This is a genomic window from Dehalococcoidia bacterium (genome assembly GCA_021295915.1).
Taxonomy (GTDB): Bacteria; Chloroflexota; Dehalococcoidia; order Lucifugimonadales; family UBA1123; genus VXRN01.
This window is the reverse complement of sequence record JAGWBK010000024.1, coordinates 1-21,970: the sequence shown is the minus strand read 5'-3', so window position 1 is coordinate 21,970 and position 21,970 is coordinate 1. Positions and strand designations below refer to the sequence as shown.

The following is a 21,970-nucleotide window of genomic DNA, read 5'->3' as shown; positions in this document are numbered from 1 at the left end:
CACTGAGGCGACCTACCGCAGCCTAACTAACATCAACAGGATGACCAACTCTTACACCACGTCCGGGGACCTGACCAATCGAGCGCCAGTGCCGAGATGGTCTTCTGCCTGGCCTTTTCGCTGACCTGTGAGCCGTTGAAGTAGCGGGAGGCGGTCCGGTCTCCCCGAGCAACCCTCCAGCCCAAGACGGCGGGCACAGAAGCCAAGGGCCCGTCCGCTCAGGGGAGGACGGAATGTACGCGATCTTTCAGAACGCTTGGTCATTGCAGTATGCAGGGGCCGGGCGTCACGATACCAAGCCCGACCCCTGAGATTACCGGCCCTTCCGGACGGCCGCGCTCTGAGCGCGCGAATCGAAGCTCCCCTTCGAGACCTTGCCTCCACCCGATCGCGATGCCGCTGACTGGATCCTGGAGGCCGCCTTCGAGGTCATGCCTCCCTTGCCGCCTCTGCCGCCTGATCTGCCTTTAGCCATATCTGCACCTCCTTGAATGTCCTGGGGTAAATCCCCACCGGCATGATAGAAACAGTGCGGGGAGTCGACAACCCAAGTTGCGTGGACAAAACCGGATTCAAGGGCTGACCATCGCAGTACGGGAGGTGCGAGGCCGCCAGAAACGCTTCTCGTAGCACAGGGATGGCCGGGACTTCGTTTGCAGGGGCACGGCCCAGGTCAGGTTGCCCTCAGAAATCGGCTCTACGGGCTCCTGTGAACAGGTTTTCAGGGGGCCTGCCCGAAATCGCCTCCCGGATGGCCCGGAAAGTATCATCGCAGTTGACGCGGGTCATCAAGGGTGGAGGAGATCCCCGCAGATGTGATCGGGTCACAACCGCCCGGAGGCTGCATCAGGAACACACCGAAGAGGACCGCAGCAAGGACTCCTGCCGCCGCACCCTTCAATCAGTCAGCGCAGGCTGGATGATTGAAGGGTTGTCTCGGGGCCGAGCCTGAGGAGGCGACTTCTGACATTCAATAGTCCCTCCAATCGAGAGCGACATGGAGCGACTGTTCCGACCTCTTGTGAATCATCTCGTAGACAGACGCGATGTTTTCAGCCGGGACGACGTGAGTCACGAGTCTGTCCACCTGCAGGCTATCTTCGACCAGAAGCTGAATGAGAAGTTCAGTGTTTCGCCGAGTGTTCCATCGCAGCACGTGTGGGGGTGCTTCGTCACCGAGACCGCCGGCACGCGACGGCAGGAGGTCCAACTCCTTGTACAGCAGGTCTTCAGCGAGTTCTATCGATATGGGCTGAAGATGCCATCCGACGATTACTACCCTGGCTCCGTATCGTCCGAGCGCGAGCGCCACGGGAACCGCTGAGGAGACGCCGGCGGTCTCCAGTACCACGTCGGCTCCGGACTCGGTGTAGTCCATGATCTGCTGGGCTGGATCGCCTGAGCTGGGGTCAATTACATGGTCAGCACCCAGTTCTCGGGCAACCTCGAGACGCCACGGATCTATGTCTACAGCTATGGTAGAGGCCGCTCCGGCGAGACGTGCGTGCTGGATGGCGAGCTGTCCCATCAGCCCCATACCGACAACGGCAACGCTCTCCCCAAACTCGATTTTGCCCCTGCGGACGCCGTGCAAAGCAACCCGCGCGACGGACAGTAGGGATGCCTGCTCATCGGTGAGGTCGTCGGGCAACCTGAAGCAGCGGCTGGTGTTGGCCACGGTGATCTCCGAGTGACTGCCGCCTGTGAAGACGCGGTCTCCGACCTCGAAGCCTGTTACTTCCGGGTTGCGGTGCACCACGGTGCCGAGCGCCTGGTATCCGGGCACGAACGGATAGGCGAACTGCTCTCCCCAGCGTCGCCTGACGAGGTCGGGGTTGGTCCCACGATACAGGTTCATTTCAGTCCCGGCGCTGATCCCCGAAAGCGTAGTGCGGACCACAATCTGTCCGGGTTCTGGTTCAGGCGTCTCGGCCTGTTCGACGACCACCCTGTAGGGTTCCCTGATCACCACTGTTCTCATGTCGTCGAAGGACCTACTCGATCTGGATTCGAGGGTCGAGAGCGTCTCGTATCCCGTCGCCAACGAAGTTGACCGCAAGCACGGTCAGCGCGATAGCCAGACCGGGAGGAATCCACAGCCATGGCTCGTTCTGGATGACGTGGATCGATTGGGCAGCGGTCATCATGTTGCCCCACGTGGGCGTGGGGATCTGGACACCGAGCCCAAGGAAGTTCAGCGCTGCCTCGATGAGTATTGCACTGGCAAGGCCAAGTGTTCCGGCAACTGCCACGTACGGCATGGTGGCAGGCAGGATGTGCGAGGACAGGATGCGCCAGTCGCTCGCGCCAAGTGCCTCTGCGGCGGTCACATACTCCATCTCACGTATCATCAACACCTGACCCCGGACAAGACGCGCGATTCCCGTCCAGCCGAGGATGCCGATAATCCACATGATATTGAAGACGCTGCCGCCGATGATGGACACCAGGATTATCAGCGCGAACAGCTGCGGGAAGGTCATGACCAGTTCGGTGAAGCGCATCAACACATTGTCGATCCATCCGCCAAAGTAACCCGAAACCAGCCCAATAGTGGACCCAATGAACACGCCGATTAACAGGGCGCACGCTGCGATGACGAGAGTCACCCTGGAACCGAACAGCAGCCTGGCCCATACGTCACGCCCGGCAGAATCTGTCCCAAGCAGGTGATTCAGGCTGGGAGGGTCCTTGATCTGGTCCAGATCAACGTAATTGGGGTCGTGAAAAGAGAGGAGCGGCGCGAAGATCGAGCCGAAGGCGAACACGGCCAGGATCGCAATGCCGAGCAGTGAAAGACGGTGTCGGCGAAAACGCACCCACATCCCACGGCCGGACCGCCGAGTAATCTCATCGACTTCTCTCTCTGGGGTCAGCTCAAGTGCCATGTCTACCTATCACTGGCGTTTCTGTTACGCATCGTCGTAGCGGATTCTTGGGTCGGCGTAGGCGTACAGGACATCCGCCATCAGGTTGGAAACCAGGACCAGAGTCGAAAGGAACAGTGTCAGCGCCATCAGCACGGGGTAGTCACGTTGGTGGATCGCATCGACCGAGAGCTGCCCCAGGCCCGGCCATGAAAAGACCACCTCAATCACGACCGCGCCGCCCAGCAACAGGGGCAGCCTGAGACTTGTGATCGTGATGATGGGCAGCACCGCGTTCCTGAATGCGTGTCTGCCCATTACCACCCATTCATCGAGGCCCTTCGATCGGGCTGTGCGAACGTAGTCAGCGCCCAGCACGTCAAGCATCGCGGTACGAGCGTATCGCGTGTTGGTCGCCACCAGGTCAATCGACAGAACAGCCGCAGGCAGTAAGGTGTGCCGCAGGTTATCCCCGACCTTGTTCAACAGAGGCAGGTCGGGCTCTCCACTCGACATTCCAAACACTGGCAACACAGGCCAGAGCAGCCCGAAGACCAACAACGCAACCAAACCGAAGAAGAAAGTCGGGATCGACAGTCCGATGAGAGAGAGCACACTGAGGGTATAGTCCCACACGCTGTACTGTCGCAACGCGGAGATCACCCCGAATCCAACTCCAACGAGGAGTGAGATCAATAGTGCGACACCTGTCAGCTCGATCGTTGGCAACAGGCGCGGAAGGACCCGGTCCAGCACCGGCTGCTTCGTGAAGTAGGAGTACCCGAAGTTCCCTGTGAGCAGTTCCTTCACCCATACGGCGTAGCGAACGGGGACTGGTCTGTCCAGTCCGAGCGCGCGGCGCATGCGCTCTAGGTCCTCCTCGCGGAGCTGGTCTTCGGGACTGATGAGGGCGTTTATCGGGTCTCCGGGAGCGAGGTTCGCGACTACAAAAGTAATCATCGTGATGCCAAAGAGCATCGGCACAAACAGTGCTAGGCGTCGGAGAAGATAAGAGGCCAATGCCGAATTCCCTCAGAGCGGCTGGCTGACTCGCGCGTCGGGGCGTATAGAACCGTCTCAACTTCAGAGTCTTGCAGTTCGCTCCCGGTGTTTTCTATGCGAATCGGTGGGTCAAGGACTACCCGGCGATTACGCAGACGCTGATTGCAACGTCATCGCGGGCAGTCCCAATAGGATCTGCAGGTTGTCTATTCCGTCAGTTCAGGTCCCACTGTTCGATGTGGTACTTCTGCCAGTCAGAGTGTCCGAGATACGCCGGCCCTATGGGCACCGTCGCGAAGCTCTTGGCCTCCGGCAGCATATCGAAGAACGGAATGCTGAACTTCTTGTCTATGATCCACCACTGGTTCAGCAGATGCACGGGCGCAAGCGGCAGCTCCGTCAGCATCTCCTCATTGATCTCCTGGTAGATCATCGCGCGCTCTTCGACATCGATCGAGCGCTTGCCCCTGTCGATCTTCTCATCTAGAACGGGGTTCGCGTATCCCATCGCGTTCCTGGAGCCGCTCCTCAGGTGGAAGCTCAGGAATCCGTCAGGATCCGGGAAGACGCCGAACGTCACTCGAATCATGTCCCACTCATAGGTCTCGTAGAACGTCTCGACCCAGAGCGACAGCTCTACCTCGTGGAACTTGATCTTGATGCCGACCTCAGCGAGCATCTGCTGCTCGGCCGCGAGCATTGCCCTGGCCTCTTCGCTGGTTACCGTGATGATCGTCACGCCGATCTCAGTGTTGGAGTCCCAGCCGGAATCAGCGATGAGCTGCCTGGCCTTATCAGGATCGTATGGGTATTTCTGCGACCAGTCAGGCAGCTGGTACCAGTCATGCACCAGGAACGAGTTGTAGATCAGCCCGTTGCCCTGAGCGAAGGTGTCTACCAACTTCTGGCGGTCTAGCGCGTGCAGGAATGCCTGGCGCATCATGTCGTTGTTGAGATGCTCCATCCTCGAGTTGAAGGCGTAAGAGATCAGCGTCGTACCGCGCGAGGCGGCGACGGTGAATCGCGGGTCCTGGATAAACGCCTGGAACTGCTCAGTGGAAGCGTTCTCGCCGCCATCGAAGATCGGCATGTGGATCTCGCCACGCTGCAGCGCGATCTGCACGGCGTCTGGCGACTTGATAATCGACAAGATCTCGCGGTCTATGTTCGGCCTGCCGAAGTAGTACTCGGGATTGGCCTCGAACTCGATTCGCTGGTCAGGAATGTAGCTGACGAACTTGAACGGCCCCGAACCCAACGGCGAGTCGAAGAAGAACTTCTCATTCGCCAGCTCTGAAGGCGGAACGTCGCCGAGAATGTGCTTGGGAAGGATGGGGTAGATGGTCTGCTGCAGGAACAGGATGTTGGGGAACTCCTGCTCGAAACGTATTGTGTAGTCGTCTTCGACCACTATGCCCGCAACGGACTCAGCCTCGCCCTTGGTGTATGCCTCGCCTCCCTTGATCAGCGCGAGCACACCTGTACGCTTCGAACCGGTCTCTCCGTTCAGGTACATGTGGTAGGACCACGCCACGTCGTGGGCGGTGACCGGAGTGCCGTCGTGCCACTGCGCATTCTTGCGCAGGTGGAAAGTCACGTACGAGCCGTCCATTGCCGTGTCCCAACGCTCAGCCAGGTCGGGGGACATCTTCTGCCCTTCCGGATCGGCCATTGTGAGGGACGAGTAGATGTGGTTGAACACCCAGCCCTGTGTGCGGCTGACTGCTATGAGCGGGTTGAAGTTAGGCGGCGCTGCGTTGGTGGAGATCTTCAAGACCTTCTCTTCACCATCCGCACGTTCCATCGCCGCAGCCTCGACTGCCTTGGACGCAGCCATCGCCGCCGCTTCGGATGCGGCTTCCGACGCAGCCATCGCCGCGCTCTCGGATGCACCCATGACTGCACTCTGGACCAGCTCCTCGACCTCCGCGGCAGTGACGCCCGGCTGGGAAGCGGCCGCTGAGTCTGCCACGGCCTTGCTCACCAATGACTGGATCTCTTCCCTGGTGGCTCCGGGTGTGACGGATGCCTCGACGGCGCTTTCAACCATCGCCCTGATGTCCGCAGGACTAGCAGTTTCAGGCGTGGCGGCCTTTACGGCGGCCTCAACCATCGCCTGGATCTCTTGTGGCGACATCTCATCGGAGCCGCCCTCGGCAACAGCCTGTGCGACTGCGGATGAGACTGCATCCTCTACGGCTGACGAGACCGCGCTCGAAACCGCCGACTCGATTGCGGACGAAAGTGCCGCCGTATCGATTTCCGGTGCGGGAGCGGGAGCAGGTGACTCCTCAGCGGAACACGCCACAACGCCCAAAAGAAAAGCCGCTACTAGAGCGGCAAACAATATGGCGGACTTTCCATACCAACTCTTGACCGTAAACATGGTCCCCCTCTCCATCATCCTCTTACTTTCAAGGTGCTCTTCACCCCGATTCTCCGAGGTAGATGTCCCGCAGAGACTATAACGGGCACCTGTGGTTGTCAATCTTGGAGTCTGTTTGCTGACAGATGCCACCCGTTTACAGCAGGCGGATACCCAACAGACTTTCGGTCACATTCCGTTGCCACTTTGGGGGCTGCGGCGCCTTTGTAGCCACCTGGTGAATGGTGAGATAGACTAGCGGCCAGACCCCGATTTCACTGTTTAGAGGGTACTTGCGCAGAAGGCGCTTCGAATGCCACGGGAGGCGGACAATGGGAACGAGAATGAAGGACAGGTCCATTATTGTCACTGGCGGGAGCAAGGGACTCGGACGGGGCATAGCGCAGGTATTTGCCAGCGAAGGGGCCAAAGTCCTAGTCGTAGCAAGAGGTGTAGAGGCTGGAGAAAACACCGTCCGGGAGATTACGGACGCGGGTGGCACGGCGTCTTTCTTCGGTGCCGACGTCAGTAACAGCGATGACGTCCAAGCGATGGCTCAAGCGGCAACAGAACGTCATGGAGGAATCGACATAATTTGCTGCAACGCCGGAATATTTCCGTCGTCTCCACTTGCCGAGTTGTCGGAGTCCGAGTGGGATACGGTCAATTCAGTCAATCTCAAGGGAGCCTTTCTGTGCGTGAGTGCGTGTCTTCCCGAGATAAAGAAGAGCGACCAGGGCCGAGTTCTCCTCACTTCGTCCATAACGGGACCCATAACCGGGTATACAGGCTGGTCACACTACGGTGCGACTAAGGCGGGGATGCTCGGCTTCATGCGCACGGCGGCCGTCGAGCTTGCCAGGGACGGCATCACGGTCAATTCGGTCATGCCCGGCAACATCATGACCGAAGGGCTGGACGACCTTGGCGAGGAGTACCTCAGCCAGATGGCACAGGCCATCCCTCTGGGAAAGATCGGTGACCCTGAAGACGTCGCCTACGCAATGCTGTTCCTGGCTTCGGACGAGGCCAAGTTCATCACCGGCCAGACGCTGATCGTGGACGGTGGCCAGACGATACCCGAGTCCATCGACGCGATGTAGCCCACGCATCCTGAAGTCGAACCTTGCGACCGGCAGCGTCTATCCGACCCATCTGCCAGGCACGTTTTACCTGTATGTCTGTACTTACGTTCAGGTAAGTGTATTTCTGGAATCCTTTTACAACCGCGGTGCAACGGTTTACAATACGCGTCACCTAAACCGGACCGCCTAGGGGGCTTCATATACCGGAGTTCACGAGTGAGAAGGCAAGCGCCGCGGATGCGGGAGGAGTTGTGGGAATATGATGAAAATATCCGTCGTTCTGATTCTGTTAGGAGTTGCGGTCCTGGCGCTTGTCGCATGCAGTGCGGATGAGCCGGAACCTGCGCCCGCGCCTGCTCCGGCAGCACCTGCTCCCGCTCCTACAGCTGCCCCGGCTCCTGCGCCTACAACCGCACCCGCCCCTGCCCCGGATGCGGGCCCTAAGACCGGAGGGCAGCTCAGAGTCACGAGCCAGGCCAGCATACCCTCGCTAGATGGTGTATTCAGCGGTGCCTATGTGACGGCAGCTCTTGCGGTACACCTTACGCACCGGCTGTTTGAGTGGAACAATGACCTGGAAGCCAAACCCATGCTGGTCAAATCCTTCGATCTCAGTTCCGACGGCCTTTCGTGGTCTTTCGAATTGCGAGACGGCCTCACGTTCCATGACGGCTCGGCCTTGGACACCGACGATGTGATCCCATCGCTGGAGCGGCAGATGAGCAACTTCCACTTCGCACCAAAGCTTCTCAAGAGCGAGTTCGCCGCAGATCCGGCGTTCGAGAAAGTTGACAGCTATAACTTTAAGCTGAACCTTCGCGAACCCTTCGGGCAAGTCCCAACGACGTTCGCGGCCCCGTGGGGAGGTGGACCAATTATCCCATCTGAAATGGCGGCCACCGTGGCACAGGAGGCGACACCTCAGTTCCTGGGTTCCGGACCGTACAAGTTCAAACAGTGGGACCAGGGCGACAAAATCATCCTCGAGCGCTTCCCAGACTACAAAGCGATAGGCACTCCCGGAAGCTATCTGGCTGATGTGCATAATGCCTATCTCGATGAAGTCGTCTGGCTGGAGATACCGGACGAAGAGACCAAGATGGCAGGGCTGGAGTCCGGTCAGTGGGACATCGTCGACGGTGCGTCGCTGGACTTCTACCAGCGCGCAAAGAACAACGACGACATTTACGTGCCCATCTACAAGCCTGGACACAGGTCGGGCATAAACATCAACCACAACGTCCATCCTTTCGACAAGAAAGAGGCGAGACAGGCCCTTTATGCAGGCCTGGACATAGCAGCAATCATGGCGGCGATGGGAGATCCTGAGCTGTGGAACATGTGCGCAGCGCTGTACCATTGCAACACTCCGCTTGAGACGTTCGTTGGTGAAGATGTTTACAACGAGGTCGACATCGAGAAGGCTAAGCGCCTGCTAAAAGAGGCCGGATACAACGGTGAGCCTATCCAACTCTTCAATCCGACAGACTATGCGACAATCACACCGATCGGCCTAGCTCTGAAGCCCATGCTGGAGGAGATCGGGTTTGTCGTCGATATGCCTGCTCAGGACTGGGCTACCATGATCGCCAATTCGAAGAAGCGTGAGTATGCTCTGTTTACGACATGGAATGCCCACTGGTCAGAGAGTGGGGACCCCATACGTATGGCATTCCTGTGGCCCGGCGACCCTGAAGATCCGTCGTACCGCATCGACAGGCCCAACGACGAGAACTACAAACGAATGATCATCGAATATGCGAAGGCCACAACACACGAAGAGGCCATGGCCAGGGTTGAGGAAATACAGGAGTACTGGTACGAGAACGTTCCTCTCATATACTTGGGAGAGTGGTTCTCGATCTTCCCGGCCCGCAACTATGTGAAGAACTTTGACGTCAAGGCATTTCCGATCTATACAAACGTATGGCTCGACAAGTAGTGGGTACCCCTTATAGTTAAACTGAACCAGTTACGCCGCTCAGCGCGCAGATTGACCGCGCCAAGCGGCGTTGTCTTTAGCATCCCAGGTAAGTCATGCAGGGTTACATTCTAAGGCGCATACTGGCGACAATCCCCGTGATGCTGATCGTGGCAGTGCTTGTCTTCGTGCTGCTTCAGATCGCCCCGGGGGACCCCGCCGACCTGCTCTCAAACGAGAACACGCCTGAGGATCAGGTCCAGAAGATCCGTGAGAGGATGGGTCTGGACAGGCCAATTCCAGTCCAACTCTTCTTCTGGCTGCGCAACCTGCTGCAGGGTGACCTTGGAAATTCGGTCTTCTCCAACAAGCCTGTTACCGGCCTGTTGGCACAGAGGGCCATACCGACCGTCTCACTGGCTGTCCTGATCGAGATTGTCGCAATAGGATTGGGGGTCCCCCTGGGAACCATCGCAGCGTGGAAGCAGGGAAGCCTGTTCGACAGGGCCATAATGGTCTTCGCGTCCCTGAGCTTTGCAGTCCCGGGGTTCTTCCTCGGGTTCATCGTGATATGGGTGTTCGCGCTGAAGTTCCCAATCCTCCCTGCCGGGGGCTATGTGCCTCCCAGCGAGGACCTGTTCACGTTCTTCAAGCACCTGATCCTGCCTTCGGTTGCCGCGGGTCTGATAGTCATGGCACTCATTACGAGAATGACCAGATCGAGCGTCCTGGAGGTGCTGAGAGAAGACTACGTGCGTACGGCACGTGCGAAGGGTTTGAGCGAGAATACAGTGCTCATACGCCACTCATTGAAGAACGCGGCGCTGCCGATCATCACGGTAATTGGACTGGGACTGGCGGGGCTCCTATCGGGCGTAGTTGTGATTGAGCAGGTGTTCGCCATTCCCGGTTTCGGTCGGCTGATGGTAGACGGCATCGTCAAACGAGACTACCCGATCATCCAGGGCGCGATTCTCGTCACCGCAGCCATCTTTGTGCTCGTCAACTTGCTTATCGACGCGTCCTACGCGCTCTTCGATCCCAAGATCAGATACTGATGTCCAGTCAGCAAACCGGCATACAGACAGAACTGGCACAAGCTGGGCCTCGCTCTCGCACTACCCAGATTCTCAGAGCGATGCGCAGGGCGACCAGACAGAACCCAACAATGGCTGCCGGGATCGTGGTTGTCGTATTCATGACTATCATCTCGCTGGCGGCCCCGATACTTTTCACTACCGACCCATACAAAGGCTGGCCCCCCGACAGATTGCAGCCTCCGACTGCTCAGCACTGGTTCGGCACCGACTTCATAGGCCGCGACGTCTATTCGCGAGCCATATACGGGGGAAGAATCTCCATGTTGGTCGGCTTTTCCGTGGCGGCCATAAGCATAGCCGCGGCCACTCTAATAGGACTTCTGGCTGGTTTCTTCCGCATAGTGGATGCCATCCTGATGAGAATAATGGATGGCATAATGGCAATACCGATTATTCTGCTCGCCATAGCTCTCATGGCACTGCTTGGAGGCAGCGTGCAGAACGTCATCTTCGGACTGTCCTTCGTCATCATGCCGAGGGCGGCCCGCGTGATGCGGGCATCGGTTTTGACCCTGAAGGAAGAGATGTTCGTCGATGCGGCAACCAGCCTTGGGGCAAGCACGCCGAGAATCCTGTTCAGACACATCATGCCCAATGCGCTCGCGCCCATGATCGTGCTGGCCACATTTGTATGCGCGGACGCAATTCTGATCGAGGCGATCCTGAGCTTCCTTGGCGCCGGCACTCCGCCTGAGACACCGAGCTGGGGAACCATGATGTCGGAGGCGCGCAGGGCCATCTCAGTTGCTGTCTGGGTGATTGCGTTTCCCGGCCTCTTCCTGAGCATCACGGTGCTGGGCGTCAACCTCGCGGGGGACGGTCTGCGTGACATGCTCGACCCAAAGTTAGCACGTCGACTCTAGCTTGGCACACAAGCGTCAGGACGATTGAACCGGGAGCCATTGAAGGACACTGGAGGAGCACATTGGCGAATGAAGTAATGACAGTTACAGGACCGATCTCGGCTGCCGACCTTGGATTCACTCTAGTTCACGAGCACATCTTTTTGGACCTCATGCCGGACGCATGGGTCGGCCCCAACTACATGAATGACCCCGTCCTGGCTGAGATGGAGCTGATGCGCTACAAGAATGCCGGGGGCGTGACGCTGGTTGACCAGACATCCGGGGGCCTCAGGGAGAACGATCACAACCTGTTGTACGACGACGACCTCAATCATCTCAAACATGCGGATGCCATCAGAGACATGTCTGAGAAGACGGGGCTGAACATCCTTCTGGGTTGCGGATGGTACCGAGAGACTTACTACGAGCAGCGTCTCTGGAGGATGCACACCAACGACATCGCCGATGAAATCATCAAGGACGTGACTCAAGGAATCGACGGCACTGACGTACGGGCCGGGTTCATCGGGGAGATCGGAGCACACTTCAACTGGCTGTCGGCAATCGAGGAGCGAGTGCTTAGAGCAGCCGGCAGGGCACAGGTTGAAACCGGAGTAGCGCTCGGCACTCACGCGACCCGCGGTCCGCAGGGACTGGACCAGCTAGACGTCCTGGAACAAGAGGGGGTGGACCTCAGCCGGGTAGTCGTGGCCCACTCGGGCAGCTACCCGCGACACCAGTACCATGCAGAGATCGCCCGCAGGGGCGCTTACATCTCCTTCGACCGGATGGGAGGTCTGAAGACAGGCATTGAGTACGAACGTCAGAGGACGTTGAACCATATCAAGTGGATCATTGACGAGGGCCTAATTGACAACCTGATCTTCTCGCACGATGTCTGCTACAACACCGACTACACGATCTACGGCGGTGGAGGCTACGACTTCCTGTCCACGCAGGGACTAGCTGTACTTGGAGAAGAGCTCGGGCTCACTGCAGAGCAGTTCAATATGATCATGGTGGACAACCCCCGCAGGCTGCTTACAGGCGAGGACTCCTAGCGAAGCGTGACCGGCAAGTTGGACCTGCCGGACTCGAATACGGCGCTGATTATCTCCAGCACGTTCACGCCGTCGTCCACGGTGATTGGCGGATCGGTGCGCGAGCCAACCGACTGCACCCACGCGTCCAGCTCGTCCCTGTACATATTCTGGACGTATGCTCGCGGTTCAGGGGGCAATATAAGTGTCGGGTGACGGTACGCTTCGACCTTTTCGCTGACCACGTTGATGACGTTGGAAGGCCACTCACTCTTTATTCGGCCGGCAGTGCCCATCACTTCAATGTAGTCGAATCCAACGCGTCCACCCACGTTCTGGGAGCAGGTTACATTTGCCGTAGCCTCGTTGGCGAAGCGGATGGTGAACGCCGAATTCTGGTCCACGCCATCCTCTGTGTGGCGATAGACCTCGCCGTACACACGAGTCGCCTCCGACCCCGCCATCCACAGCACCTGGTCGATAATGTGGACGCCCAGCCACAGCAGCACGCCGCCGCCCTTGTCCACCTCCGTCAGCCACCCTGACAGGGGGGAAGTGCCCTTACCGGCGTTGATCGTTGTGATGTCCCCGATGGCGCCCGAATCGATGAGCGACTTCATGATCCTCCTGCCCTCAGCGTATCGAAGGCAGTAACCGACCATGACACTTACCCCGGCCTTCTTGGCGGCCTCGCGTATCTGCAGCGCATCCTCCACGCTGACTCCCATCGGCTTTTCGATGAACACGTTGCAGCCAGACTCTATGGCGTCTATGGCAGCGGTCTTGAGCAAGTGATGGGGCGTAGTGATCATCACGCCGTCAAGCTGCTCGGTCTCCAGCATGTCTTGATAGTCGAGGTACGGTCTCTCGAAACCGAATTCGTTGCTGGCAGTGACTGCAGCAACTTCGTCTATGTCGGCACAGGCCACAAGCTCCGCGCTCTGAAGTGTTGCCAGTTGGGGCATCAACGCTCCCTGTTGATGGTCGCCGCACCCTACAATGCCTATTCTTGCCTTGTCAGCCATTTTGCAACCTCGGTGGGTCTAGTGTTGAGAAAGATACGAGTCCAGCTCACTTAAGAAACGGTCTATGTCGCCACGGTTGTTGAAGATGTGAGGATCCACCCTCAAGACGTTCTGATGATGGTATCCGTCAACACCACGGGCAGTCAGGAACTCGTCGGCTGCCTGAGAGCTTCTTTGGTCTCCCATATCAATAGAGACGATCCCCGCCCTGTATTGCGCAGGCTCCGGCGTTGTGACATTGAGGCCTCTCTCAAGGAGCTGGGAAATGCAGTATCCGGAAAGGTCCAGTACATGAGCCTCCACGACGTCCATCCCTACCTGGTGGAGGACCTCCAGGCCTGGTCTGGTTGCCGCCAGGCCGATCAGGTTCGGCATACCAACATGGAACCTGTCTGCCCCAGGACGCGGAACGAACTCGCGCTGTCCCCAAGGACGGTCGTCGGGCTGCGCGCCCGGACCGCCTGCATGAGGGGGCATCTTGTCGAGGTGGTCTCTACTGACGTAGAGAAATCCTACTCCGGCCGATCCCAGCAGCCACTTCATTGCTCCTGTAGCCAGGAAATCGACTCCCTCGTCATGTACATCGAAGTCCAGCGCGCCCGCTGACTGCATGGCGTCGACGCACAGCGCAGCGCCATGAGCGTGGGCCACTTCGGTGAGCGCCTTCAGGTCGTGCTTGAATCCCGACTCCTGGGACACGTGCGACACGCTTACCGCAATGGTGTTTTCGTCAATGGCCTCTGCCATGTCTTCCAAGTGGATGATGCCGTCACGTCCCTCGACGAACCGAAGCTCAACGTGCGATCGGGGCGGCAGCATCCATGGGTAGGCAGCGGATGGATAGGCAGACTCGTCGAATACAACGTTGCTGCCGGGGACGGGGTCGATCATATCGACCGCCAAGTTGGAACCTGTGCCGGTGCAGTCCACGACTGCGACTTCATCGACTTCGGCGCCTATGAGGTCCGCGAAGAGCTTGCGGACAATGTCGAACTCCTCCCGGTAGCGCCTGTATAGCTCGCCGGGATCGTTGGTCAGGAGAGCGTTAAACCGCTCGACTGCAGCGAGGCTCAATGTGGAGTGGGGGGCGATTCCGCCGCTGAATATGTATGCCCGCTGCTCCATGACCGGGAACAGACTACGTACCTCGGAGGGATTCACAATTTCGCTCCTTGAGCCCCTTGGCTACACCTGGTAGGGAGCCCGCCACCGGTTCAGACGACTAATCGCAACCATTTTAAATGGGACGTTTTACTGGGCGTAGAATCCTCCGTCCACCACCAGTTCGGAGCCCGTTACGTAGGACGATTCGTCAGAGGCCAGATACAAGATCGCGTAGGCCAACTCCCTTGGAGATGCCTCTCGCTTCATGGGAACCCTGTCGATTCTCCTGGCTCTTAGCTCATCCGGTGTCGGCCCGTCAGGCCAGTCGACAATGCTCCTGCTCAGCGGCGTTTCGACGTATCCCGGGTGGACCGAGTTCACCCTGATATTCTCATGAGCATGTTGAATTGCGGCCGACTTGCTGAACAGGCGACTGGCCGCCTTTCCGGCAGGGTATCCTGCCCCGATTTTAGTGCCGACCAGACCGTCAATCGACGATACGTTGACGATAGAACCGCCTCCAACTTTGCGCATTTCGGGAATTGCGTGCTTGGTTCGCAGGAAAGGTCCTTTGGCGTGAACCGCCATCAAGCTGTCCCAAGTCTCGACAGTCGAGGACTCGATGTCTCCCGGAACCACATTCCCGGCGCAGTTGACAAGTATATCCAGCCTGCCGAAGGCGGACACGGTCTCACGAATGGCTCGAATCCAGTTCTCTTCGCTGGTCACGTCCAGATGGACGAAGATGGCCGAGTAGCCTCGATTGCGGAGCTGCTCGGCAGACCTCTGTCCCATCGTTTCGTTCAGATCGGAGAGCGCGACCTTCGCACCTTCCTGTGCGAACAGCCACGCGATAGCACCGCCCATTCCCATAGGTTCACCGCAGACCCCCATGGCGGCGCCGGTGACTAGAGCGACCCTACCGCCCAACCTCAAGGTCTGTTAGCTGCACATGTGGTGACCGTTTGAGTGAACGCAAGTGCAGGCCTCTCCACCGCAGGCGCAGGCATCGTCTGATGGCGGAAGGTCCAGGGCCGGGTTCGAGTGGAAGAACCCGTCCGGCTTGAGCATGAAGCCTATCCGGTGGACAGGCATCACCGGCCAGTCTTCCGGCCTGGGAATATGCGTGTGGCCAAACGTGTACCACACCACGACATCCGTATCGGCGATTGGCCTGTCTGCTGCCGTCCACTCCGGGAGACCGTCGCCTTTGCGGCGCTGGTTCGGGTAGTCCCCGGCCGCGTACTTCTCATCCTTATTGTATGGAGTAACCCAGAGGTGCTTGGTGAGGAATCCAGCCCTCTGAATGACAGATGCCTCGTCGTGTGCAAACGGTAGAGCATTCTCGCCTGGAAGCAGGCGATAAGCTACCGGCTCGTTCATTCTGTTGGTCTCGGACTCATTGACGATCCGCCAGTAGCGACTCGTTGCCAGGTTGCAGATGCGCCCGGCGTCAGCCTCGCTCTCGAAGCGTGTGTGCTCTGCGGTGAACGCATTTCCGTGCGGGTTCTGCTCGCCCATGGGAACACGCAGCGAGTTCACCTCGTATACCGAGTTGTTCTGTCCATCTACGGACATGTCCAGGCGAGCGTTGAATATATGCTGGTGGTATGGAGCGTTCAACTGCGGAGCGACTTCCGTGCCGTAAGCCGGCTTCTCGCCCGGCATCAGGGCCATGGTGTTCGCGATTCCCGTCAGCTTGACCTCAAGCTCCAGACCGCCGTCCTGGTAGAAGTTCCAGTAGAACGCGTACTCATAGTTGCCGACAGTGGAGATGAAGGAGACGACGAGCCGCCTGGACCGGCGAACCTCGACTTCTTCGGTGCGCCAGTCGGTGTGCTTCCACAGTATGCCGTTGTCCTCCTCATGCAGGCACACGGCATTGTTGATGGTAAAGACCTCTCCCTTGCTGTCGGTCATGTGGGCATCAAAGTAGTGAATGTAACCCAGGCAGTCGCAGCCAAGAGTCAGGGGGTTGGACAGCTGTCCGATGCCGTACTCGCCTATGTCGAAGGCGTTCTTGCGGAAGCTGGCCTCGCTGGGGTCGCCATATGGGACCACCATGTCGCTGAGCGAGGCCCTGTACATGATCGGGCGTTCCCTGCCTTTGTCATTGTACGTAATTGTGTACAGGACTAGACCCTCTCGTGGCGTGAACCCAATCCTGAACCGCCAATTCTGCCAGCTGATCTCGTGGCCGTCCACGTTGAAGCTGGGCCCCTCGTGCTGGACGACTTCCAAGGGCTTCAGGTCCGTGCGGGTTTCGGTGATGTGCTGCCGGGTCCAGTTTCCAGACTCCGGAGGCAGGGGTACAACCCCGTAGTCTTCGACCCGCAGTACCTCCATGCTGTTGAGATCGACGACGACGATCACATTCTGTAGTGGGCGGGCGTAGCCGTTGTCTGTCGGATCAGAACGGACCCAGACGAGCGCTCGCGTGAGCCTTCTGCCCTTGTCGTCTTCAGGCTCGACTCCGTACGCGCCCGCGGACCACGGGTCGACCATGACCAAGTCGACGTCGTCTACTCCGCGCTTCTTCAAAGCCTCTATAAATTCTGGCGACTGCTTGACAGCCTCTTCGCATTCGACGAATTCGTCGAGCATGATGGCTGGCTGTGCACATTCGATTGTGTTCCATGAGGTGACGGCAGACTGGGTCAAGGAGACGACCGCTTCGATGCAGTGGGCGGTTGTCCGTTCTAGAAGAACAACGAACGCCTCGCGTTCCACAGGCTCGTCAGGGCTGTATGAGAGGACTAACTGCTTCTCGGGCTCGTTCAACACGACCGTCACGAAGCGGTGCGCATCCGTAACGCGGGAGTCCGACCCTACTATAGCCACGGCCGATTCGATTTCCGTTTTGGAGAGAGGCTCAAGAGGGTGCGTGGTGGCAGCGTGAACCTTGGTCTTCAGCATGGCGGATGCCTTTCATGAACTGTCAATGGGTAGCAAACGCAACTCTACATCCAGTTGCCTGATTTGGCAACATTCGCATCCCTCGTCACTCAACTTCCTGATAGACCTGTTCGGTTCTTATTCCTTCTGACAGCCAGGATCTGTCTATTCATGAAACTTGGGGGGGAACTGCGCATCTCTTGTGTCTCGGCCATGGGCGTGGCGGGGGAGATACTTGGATGATAGTATCTGGGAATCCCCAGTCCTGAAACTCTGGCTAACGCCCCGGGAATCCGAAAGACATGCGCCAGTTCATTGTTGTCAGACTTATCAGCATGCTGTTTACGCTGTTTGGTCTGTCTGTACTGGTGTTTCTTCTCGCCAGGCTAATACCTGGGGATGTCGTTCAGGTCAGTCTGGAGCAGGCGGAGCGTACTCCAGAGATGGTGCAGGAACTCCGCAGCTTCTTCGGTCTTGACCAACCTCTGTATGTTCAATACTGGCGCTGGCTGAGCGATGTACTTCAGGGGGATCTGGGTACTTCCTGGCGAAGTGGACACTCGGTGATGAGTCTTATTCTTGACAGACTCTCAGTCACGGCTGAGTTGACGATAATGGCCATGGTGGTGTCCATAGGGCTAGGTGTTCCACTTGGTATAGTCGCCGCAACGAGGCAGAACTCGTTCTTAGACTACCTCGTCCGGGTAACGTCCATGTTCAGCCTCTCTATTCCTGAATTCTGGCAAGGCATCATGCTGATCCTTGTACTCTCCATCACATTGGGCTGGATACCTTCACTGGAGTACGTGGACCTCTGGAAAGACCCAGTGACCAACCTTAGCATCATGATACTTCCAGCGGTATCAGTTGGGACTGTGGCCTCAGCCAACATCGTGCGCATGACACGCGCTACTATGCTTGAAGAGTTGCGCCAGGACTATATAAGGACGGCCAGGGCCAAGGGTTTGCATGACCGCGTCGTCATCTATTCACACGCGCTCAAGAACACTCTTATCCCGGTGGTGACAATTGCCGGACTTCAGATCGGATACCTGATGGGGGGGATCGTAGTCATGGAGGCAGTATTTACTCTGCCAGGTGTGGGCCGGCTGATGCTCCTGGCGATTTCGCAGCGTGACTATCCGCTGATTCAGGGAGTAGTGCTGTTCATTGCTACGATCTTTGTCTTCAGCAATCTGCTGGTGGATGTCTTGTATGCGTATGTAAACCCACGCATACGGTACGGTTAGCCGCGGACCCAGTTCGACCAGTGAGTGTTTAGAGATGCGGAAGACAAAGACCAAATGCGGCGTCATCGAGGTTTGGGTACCAGTGCCCCTCAAATGGTGAGGACGTTAGATGTCGATGGAAGGTGAAGATCGCGCTGAAATGATGGCGATCAGTGAGTCCTCGCGAAGTAGGGCTCGCTACGTTATCAGGGCGATTATCGCGAACAAGCTCACACTGGCGGGTATTATTACAATTGGCCTGTTCCTGGTAATGGCCGTTTTCGCTGACCTGATAGCGACCAGGGGTCCGCTGGAGCCAAAGGCATCTCTCGGATTCAGTAGTCCTAGCTTGGAAGCCTACTTTGGCACAGACCGACTGGGTAGGGACATCTACAGCCGGGTCGTTCACTCAAGCCGCGTGTCTCTAATCATTCCTTTATTCTCCGTGATTTTTGCCATTACTGTCGGTGGCTCGCTGGCACTGATCACAGCTTACTTCGGGGGCGTGTGGGACAACGTGTCCGGCAGGCTCATGGACATCATATTTGGTTTCCCGTTCATGCTGTTTGTCATTGCAGTCGCTGCCATGCTTGGACCTGGTATACGGAATACCGTATTTGCGCTGGGCATAGTATTTACACCACTGCTGTACAGGGTTGTGCGCGGTCCAGTACTGGTGGAGAAAGAAAAGGAGTATGTCAACGCTGCTAGTGCGTTGGGTGCCAGCAACATGCGTATCATGATTCGGCATATTGCCCCCAACGTGGCCCCGCCCGTGATTATTCAGGCTTCAGTGACGTTTGCCGGCGCAATCCTGATCGAAGCGGCGGTGAGCTTTCTGGGGCTGGGCACCCCTGCCGAAAACCCCTCATGGGGCAGGTTGCTGAGCGACGCTCGCGATGTGCTGGAAAAAGCTCCTTGGGCATCGATTTTCCCTGGAATCGCTATCATGCTGGCCGTGTTGGCATTCAACATGCTGGGAGACGGACTCAGGGACATATTGGATCCCCGGTTACGACAGCAGCTAGGCGGTGGCAGAGGAGTCTCGGAACAGAGCGAGGGGTGACAGTACGTTCCGAATAGAGGGATCGGCGGATGCTACTGGGATGATGGGCAGCAAAAGGGGCCGCCAAACCAGTTACAAGTCTGACAGCCCCTCTGTTAATGCCTTGCAGGGCAGTCTAGGCGGATGGGCCTATTCGATCTACCCATGACATTTCATGGCGCCTATCTGTCGAGCCACGTCCACTTGAACCCGAACTGCACGGCAGATGGATGCGGCGTGTAGCCCTTGACCCACTTTTGCACCACATCTATCTCGATGGGAGCGAAGGAGGTCAGCGCAGGTATTCGCTCAGCCAACATGATCTGAACATCCTTCCAAAGCTGCACGCGCATCGCTGGGTCGGTCTCTTGCCTGGCTTTATCCAGCAAAGCGTCCATCTCCGGGTCTGACCAAGCGTCCCACTGAGCGCAGCTGCCGGACGAGTGGAAGCAGTTGTACAGGACGTGATCGGGGTCAGCCATGTTAAACGTCAGATTGGTGCTCACAAAATATGGGAAGGTCTCGACTCTCTCATCGAGCCAAACTCCGTACTCAGTGGACCTCGCGGTAGCATCCAGTCCGATCTCCTTCCACTGCTCAGCCAGTAGTTCAGCTGAGAACTGCATCACCGCGAACTCGGGTATGTAGATGATGTCCATCGTGAACCCGTCGGCATAGCCCGCCTCAGCCAGCAGTTGCTTTGCTCGCTCCACGTCCCTTTCGAAGAAGGGCAGCTCTTCGGGCGGTACCCAGTATTCGGACAGTGATGGCGGTACGTGTCCGCTAACTGTCCCTAGCCCTGCGCCGACGAGGTTTAGGATCGCGTCTCTATCCATGCCCAGCGAGAGTGCTTGTCGCACCTTTATGTCACTGAGCGGACCTTGAGCAGGCCCCGGTCCTGCACCGGACCGATGATTGATGTTGACGAAGTTGGTGCCCATGGCCGGCGTCTGGTAGAGCACTACGTTGGGATTCTTCTGGAGTAGGCTGAAGTTCTGCGCGTCCTCCAACTTGGCGTGATCCACAATGCCCGTGCGTATTCCCGCGATGATAGAAGACTCTTCAGGAATAACCTGGACCCTGAAACCATCCATAAGCGGTATACCCGGCTCATAGTAGTTTTCATTCCTGGTTACGCTGTGCTCTACGTCTGTCTTCCACTCCTGCAGTACCCATGGACCGGTACCAACGACATTGTTGTTTAGCCAGTCTTTGGGCTGGTCGGCGACGGATTTGGGTACGATTCCAATCGACCAGTGTCGGCTCAGGAATCCTCCTTCAGGATTCTCAAGTTTGAACTCGACGGTCTGTGAGTCAACAACATTTATTTCCTGGATGTTCAGGATTCCGCCACGTATAAACGAGCCGGTACCCTCATCCAGAATCCGTTCATATGTATACTTCACGTCGTCTGCGGTGAGCTGTTCTCCGTTGTGGAAAATTACTCCTTCCCGCAGGTTGAACACGTAGGTTGTAGGATCGGGTATGTCCCAGCCAGTCGTAAGGTCCGGCTGGACCGACATGCCGGAATCCAAGCTAACCAAGCCGCTGTATACGTGGCCCCTAATGCGGAAGTTTGCAGCCGCAGGCACGTTATGCGGGTCAAGGCTTGTGGCATCAGTGGTCCTGGCATCTACCAGAGAACCTCCCCGCCTTCCCTGTACCTCAACGACCTTGACTACTTCCTTTTCGACCTCGACCTCGACCTCTTTGGTCACGACCTTGACTACTTCCTTCTCGACCTCGACCTCTTTGGTCACGACCTTCTCGACCGGGACCTCTTTGACGACCTCCCTTGTCACGATCTTTTCAACCGGGACTTCCCTGGTCACAATCGTCTCGACTGGAACCTCCTTGGTCACAACCCTTTCGACAGGGATTTCCCTGACGACCTCCTGTGTCACGATCTTTTCGACGGGGACCTCTTTGATGACTTCCCTTACTTCCGGCTCCGACGAACACGCAACCAAGAGTGCCAACACTCCGGAGACTGCAAACGCAATTGCTATATAGGACCTTTTCCTGTTTCTTACCATAACCATGCCCTTCCGCTGGTGGCCCCGCGTGCCGGATTCGATCTGCACGCGTGACTGTGTCGGCAGTGGAGTATACAGCAAAACTAGAATTCCTGAATTCGGACGTAGGTCTGCCTCGGAATCAAGTGTGTCGAAGTCCTTATGCTGGGCATCTACAAAATCGCGTGAATTCCACTGGCTGGAACTGGCCTGGGCAAATTAGTGTGGCGGTCTGATATGACCCTTCATTCCTGCGATTTTTCGGACTGAGACGGTCTCATCTGCCGCCCTCAGTGCCCAGACCGGGGTCTGACGGGCGCACCTCGACCACGGAGCGCTAGCCGAAGACAGGCGCCTCGACCTCCCTCTCGGCTATCAACCGCGACATCCTCACCAGGTTGTACGCGGTCGCAACCAACTCCCCACACAGTC

Annotated in this window: 17 protein-coding genes; 7 read left to right on the top strand and 10 right to left on the bottom strand. The window is 57.6% G+C overall.

Annotated elements, in window-relative coordinates; translation table 11 throughout:
* Nucleotides 1–313: 313 nt before the first annotated feature.
* The 5 genes from J4G14_09000 to J4G14_08980 form a co-directional block, all read right to left on the bottom strand.
* Nucleotides 314–475, bottom strand: a complete 162-nt coding sequence (locus J4G14_09000; GenBank protein ID MCE2457938.1) for a hypothetical protein — start codon at nt 473–475, stop codon at nt 314–316.
* 495 nt (nt 476–970) lie between these two features.
* Nucleotides 971–1,969, bottom strand: coding sequence for a zinc-binding alcohol dehydrogenase (locus J4G14_08995; GenBank protein ID MCE2457937.1), 999 nt, complete (start codon nt 1,967–1,969; stop codon nt 971–973).
* A gap of 25 nt (nt 1,970–1,994) precedes the next feature.
* Nucleotides 1,995–2,825 carry an ABC transporter permease gene (locus tag J4G14_08990; protein ID MCE2457936.1) on the bottom strand — a complete coding sequence of 277 codons (831 nt, stop codon included), beginning with the start codon at nt 2,823–2,825 and terminating at the stop codon, nt 1,995–1,997.
* An 87-nt stretch (nt 2,826–2,912) separates the two neighbouring features.
* Nucleotides 2,913–3,887 (bottom strand): ABC transporter permease, encoded by a 975-nt coding sequence (locus J4G14_08985; GenBank protein MCE2457935.1) that lies wholly within the window; start codon nt 3,885–3,887, stop codon nt 2,913–2,915.
* Between the two features lie 196 nt (nt 3,888–4,083).
* Nucleotides 4,084–6,255 (bottom strand): hypothetical protein, encoded by a 2,172-nt coding sequence (locus tag J4G14_08980; protein MCE2457934.1) that lies wholly within the window; start codon nt 6,253–6,255, stop codon nt 4,084–4,086.
* Nucleotides 6,256–6,566: 311 nt separating this feature from the next.
* On the opposite strand from J4G14_08980, the gene fabG reads away from it, so the two are divergent.
* From fabG to J4G14_08955, 5 genes are all read left to right on the top strand, one after another.
* Nucleotides 6,567–7,337, top strand: coding sequence for a 3-oxoacyl-ACP reductase FabG (fabG, locus tag J4G14_08975; protein MCE2457933.1), 771 nt, complete (start codon nt 6,567–6,569; stop codon nt 7,335–7,337).
* Nucleotides 7,338–7,578: 241 nt separating this feature from the next.
* On the top strand, nt 7,579–9,261 hold the full coding sequence (locus tag J4G14_08970; protein MCE2457932.1) for a hypothetical protein: 1,683 nt from the start codon (nt 7,579–7,581) through the stop codon (nt 9,259–9,261).
* 95 nt (nt 9,262–9,356) lie between these two features.
* A complete protein-coding gene (locus J4G14_08965) occupies nt 9,357–10,298 on the top strand; it encodes an ABC transporter permease (protein MCE2457931.1) in 942 nt (313 codons plus the stop codon).
* Entirely contained in the window at nt 10,298–11,203 is a 906-nt protein-coding gene (locus tag J4G14_08960; GenBank protein MCE2457930.1) for an ABC transporter permease, read from the top strand. The genes J4G14_08965 and J4G14_08960 overlap by 1 nt, the downstream gene beginning before the upstream one ends.
* Before the next feature lie 62 nt (nt 11,204–11,265).
* The gene (locus tag J4G14_08955; protein ID MCE2457929.1) at nt 11,266–12,246 is read left to right on the top strand and encodes a phosphotriesterase; all 981 of its coding nucleotides are present in this window, start codon (nt 11,266–11,268) and stop codon (nt 12,244–12,246) included.
* Here the strand turns inward: J4G14_08955 and J4G14_08950 are convergent.
* From J4G14_08950 to J4G14_08935, 4 genes are all read right to left on the bottom strand, one after another.
* The gene (locus J4G14_08950; protein ID MCE2457928.1) at nt 12,243–13,250 is read right to left on the bottom strand and encodes a Gfo/Idh/MocA family oxidoreductase; all 1,008 of its coding nucleotides are present in this window, start codon (nt 13,248–13,250) and stop codon (nt 12,243–12,245) included. The two genes, J4G14_08955 and J4G14_08950, sit on opposite strands and share 4 nt — an antisense overlap.
* 18 nt (nt 13,251–13,268) lie before the next feature.
* Nucleotides 13,269–14,411 (bottom strand): aminotransferase class V-fold PLP-dependent enzyme, encoded by a 1,143-nt coding sequence (locus tag J4G14_08945; protein MCE2457927.1) that lies wholly within the window; start codon nt 14,409–14,411, stop codon nt 13,269–13,271.
* 90 nt (nt 14,412–14,501) lie between these two features.
* Nucleotides 14,502–15,290, bottom strand: coding sequence for an SDR family oxidoreductase (locus J4G14_08940; GenBank protein ID MCE2457926.1), 789 nt, complete (start codon nt 15,288–15,290; stop codon nt 14,502–14,504).
* A gap of 6 nt (nt 15,291–15,296) precedes the next feature.
* On the bottom strand, nt 15,297–17,270 hold the full coding sequence (locus J4G14_08935; protein MCE2457925.1) for a primary-amine oxidase: 1,974 nt from the start codon (nt 17,268–17,270) through the stop codon (nt 15,297–15,299).
* A gap of 281 nt (nt 17,271–17,551) precedes the next feature.
* Here J4G14_08935 and J4G14_08930 point away from each other — a divergent pair, with 281 nt between their 5' ends.
* Both J4G14_08930 and J4G14_08925 read left to right on the top strand, forming a co-directional pair.
* Entirely contained in the window at nt 17,552–18,499 is a 948-nt protein-coding gene (locus tag J4G14_08930; protein MCE2457924.1) for an ABC transporter permease, read from the top strand.
* Between the two features lie 115 nt (nt 18,500–18,614).
* Complete coding sequence (locus J4G14_08925) at nt 18,615–19,544, top strand: ABC transporter permease (GenBank protein ID MCE2457923.1); 930 nt, start codon at nt 18,615–18,617, stop codon at nt 19,542–19,544.
* Between the two features lie 161 nt (nt 19,545–19,705).
* Here the strand turns inward: J4G14_08925 and J4G14_08920 are convergent, their stop codons facing one another.
* A complete protein-coding gene (locus J4G14_08920) occupies nt 19,706–21,493 on the bottom strand; it encodes a hypothetical protein (protein MCE2457922.1) in 1,788 nt (595 codons plus the stop codon).
* Nucleotides 21,494–21,970 lie beyond the last annotated feature (477 nt).

Coding starts and splice junctions, on each gene's coding strand:
- J4G14_09000 (MCE2457938.1), bottom strand. CDS start 475: ATGGCTAAAGGCAGATCAGGCGGCAGAGGCGGCAAGGGAGGCATGACC.
- J4G14_08990 (MCE2457936.1), bottom strand. CDS start 2,825: ATGTGGGTGCGTTTTCGCCGACACCGTCTTTCACTGCTCGGCATTGCG.
- J4G14_08980 (MCE2457934.1), bottom strand. CDS start 6,255: ATGTTTACGGTCAAGAGTTGGTATGGAAAGTCCGCCATATTGTTTGCC.
- fabG (MCE2457933.1), top strand. CDS start 6,567: ATGGGAACGAGAATGAAGGACAGGTCCATTATTGTCACTGGCGGGAGC.
- J4G14_08970 (MCE2457932.1), top strand. CDS start 7,579: ATGATGAAAATATCCGTCGTTCTGATTCTGTTAGGAGTTGCGGTCCTG.
- J4G14_08965 (MCE2457931.1), top strand. CDS start 9,357: ATGCAGGGTTACATTCTAAGGCGCATACTGGCGACAATCCCCGTGATG.
- J4G14_08960 (MCE2457930.1), top strand. CDS start 10,298: ATGTCCAGTCAGCAAACCGGCATACAGACAGAACTGGCACAAGCTGGG.
- J4G14_08950 (MCE2457928.1), bottom strand. CDS start 13,250: ATGGCTGACAAGGCAAGAATAGGCATTGTAGGGTGCGGCGACCATCAA.
- J4G14_08935 (MCE2457925.1), bottom strand. CDS start 17,270: ATGCTGAAGACCAAGGTTCACGCTGCCACCACGCACCCTCTTGAGCCT.
- J4G14_08930 (MCE2457924.1), top strand. CDS start 17,552: ATGCGCCAGTTCATTGTTGTCAGACTTATCAGCATGCTGTTTACGCTG.
- J4G14_08925 (MCE2457923.1), top strand. CDS start 18,615: ATGGAAGGTGAAGATCGCGCTGAAATGATGGCGATCAGTGAGTCCTCG.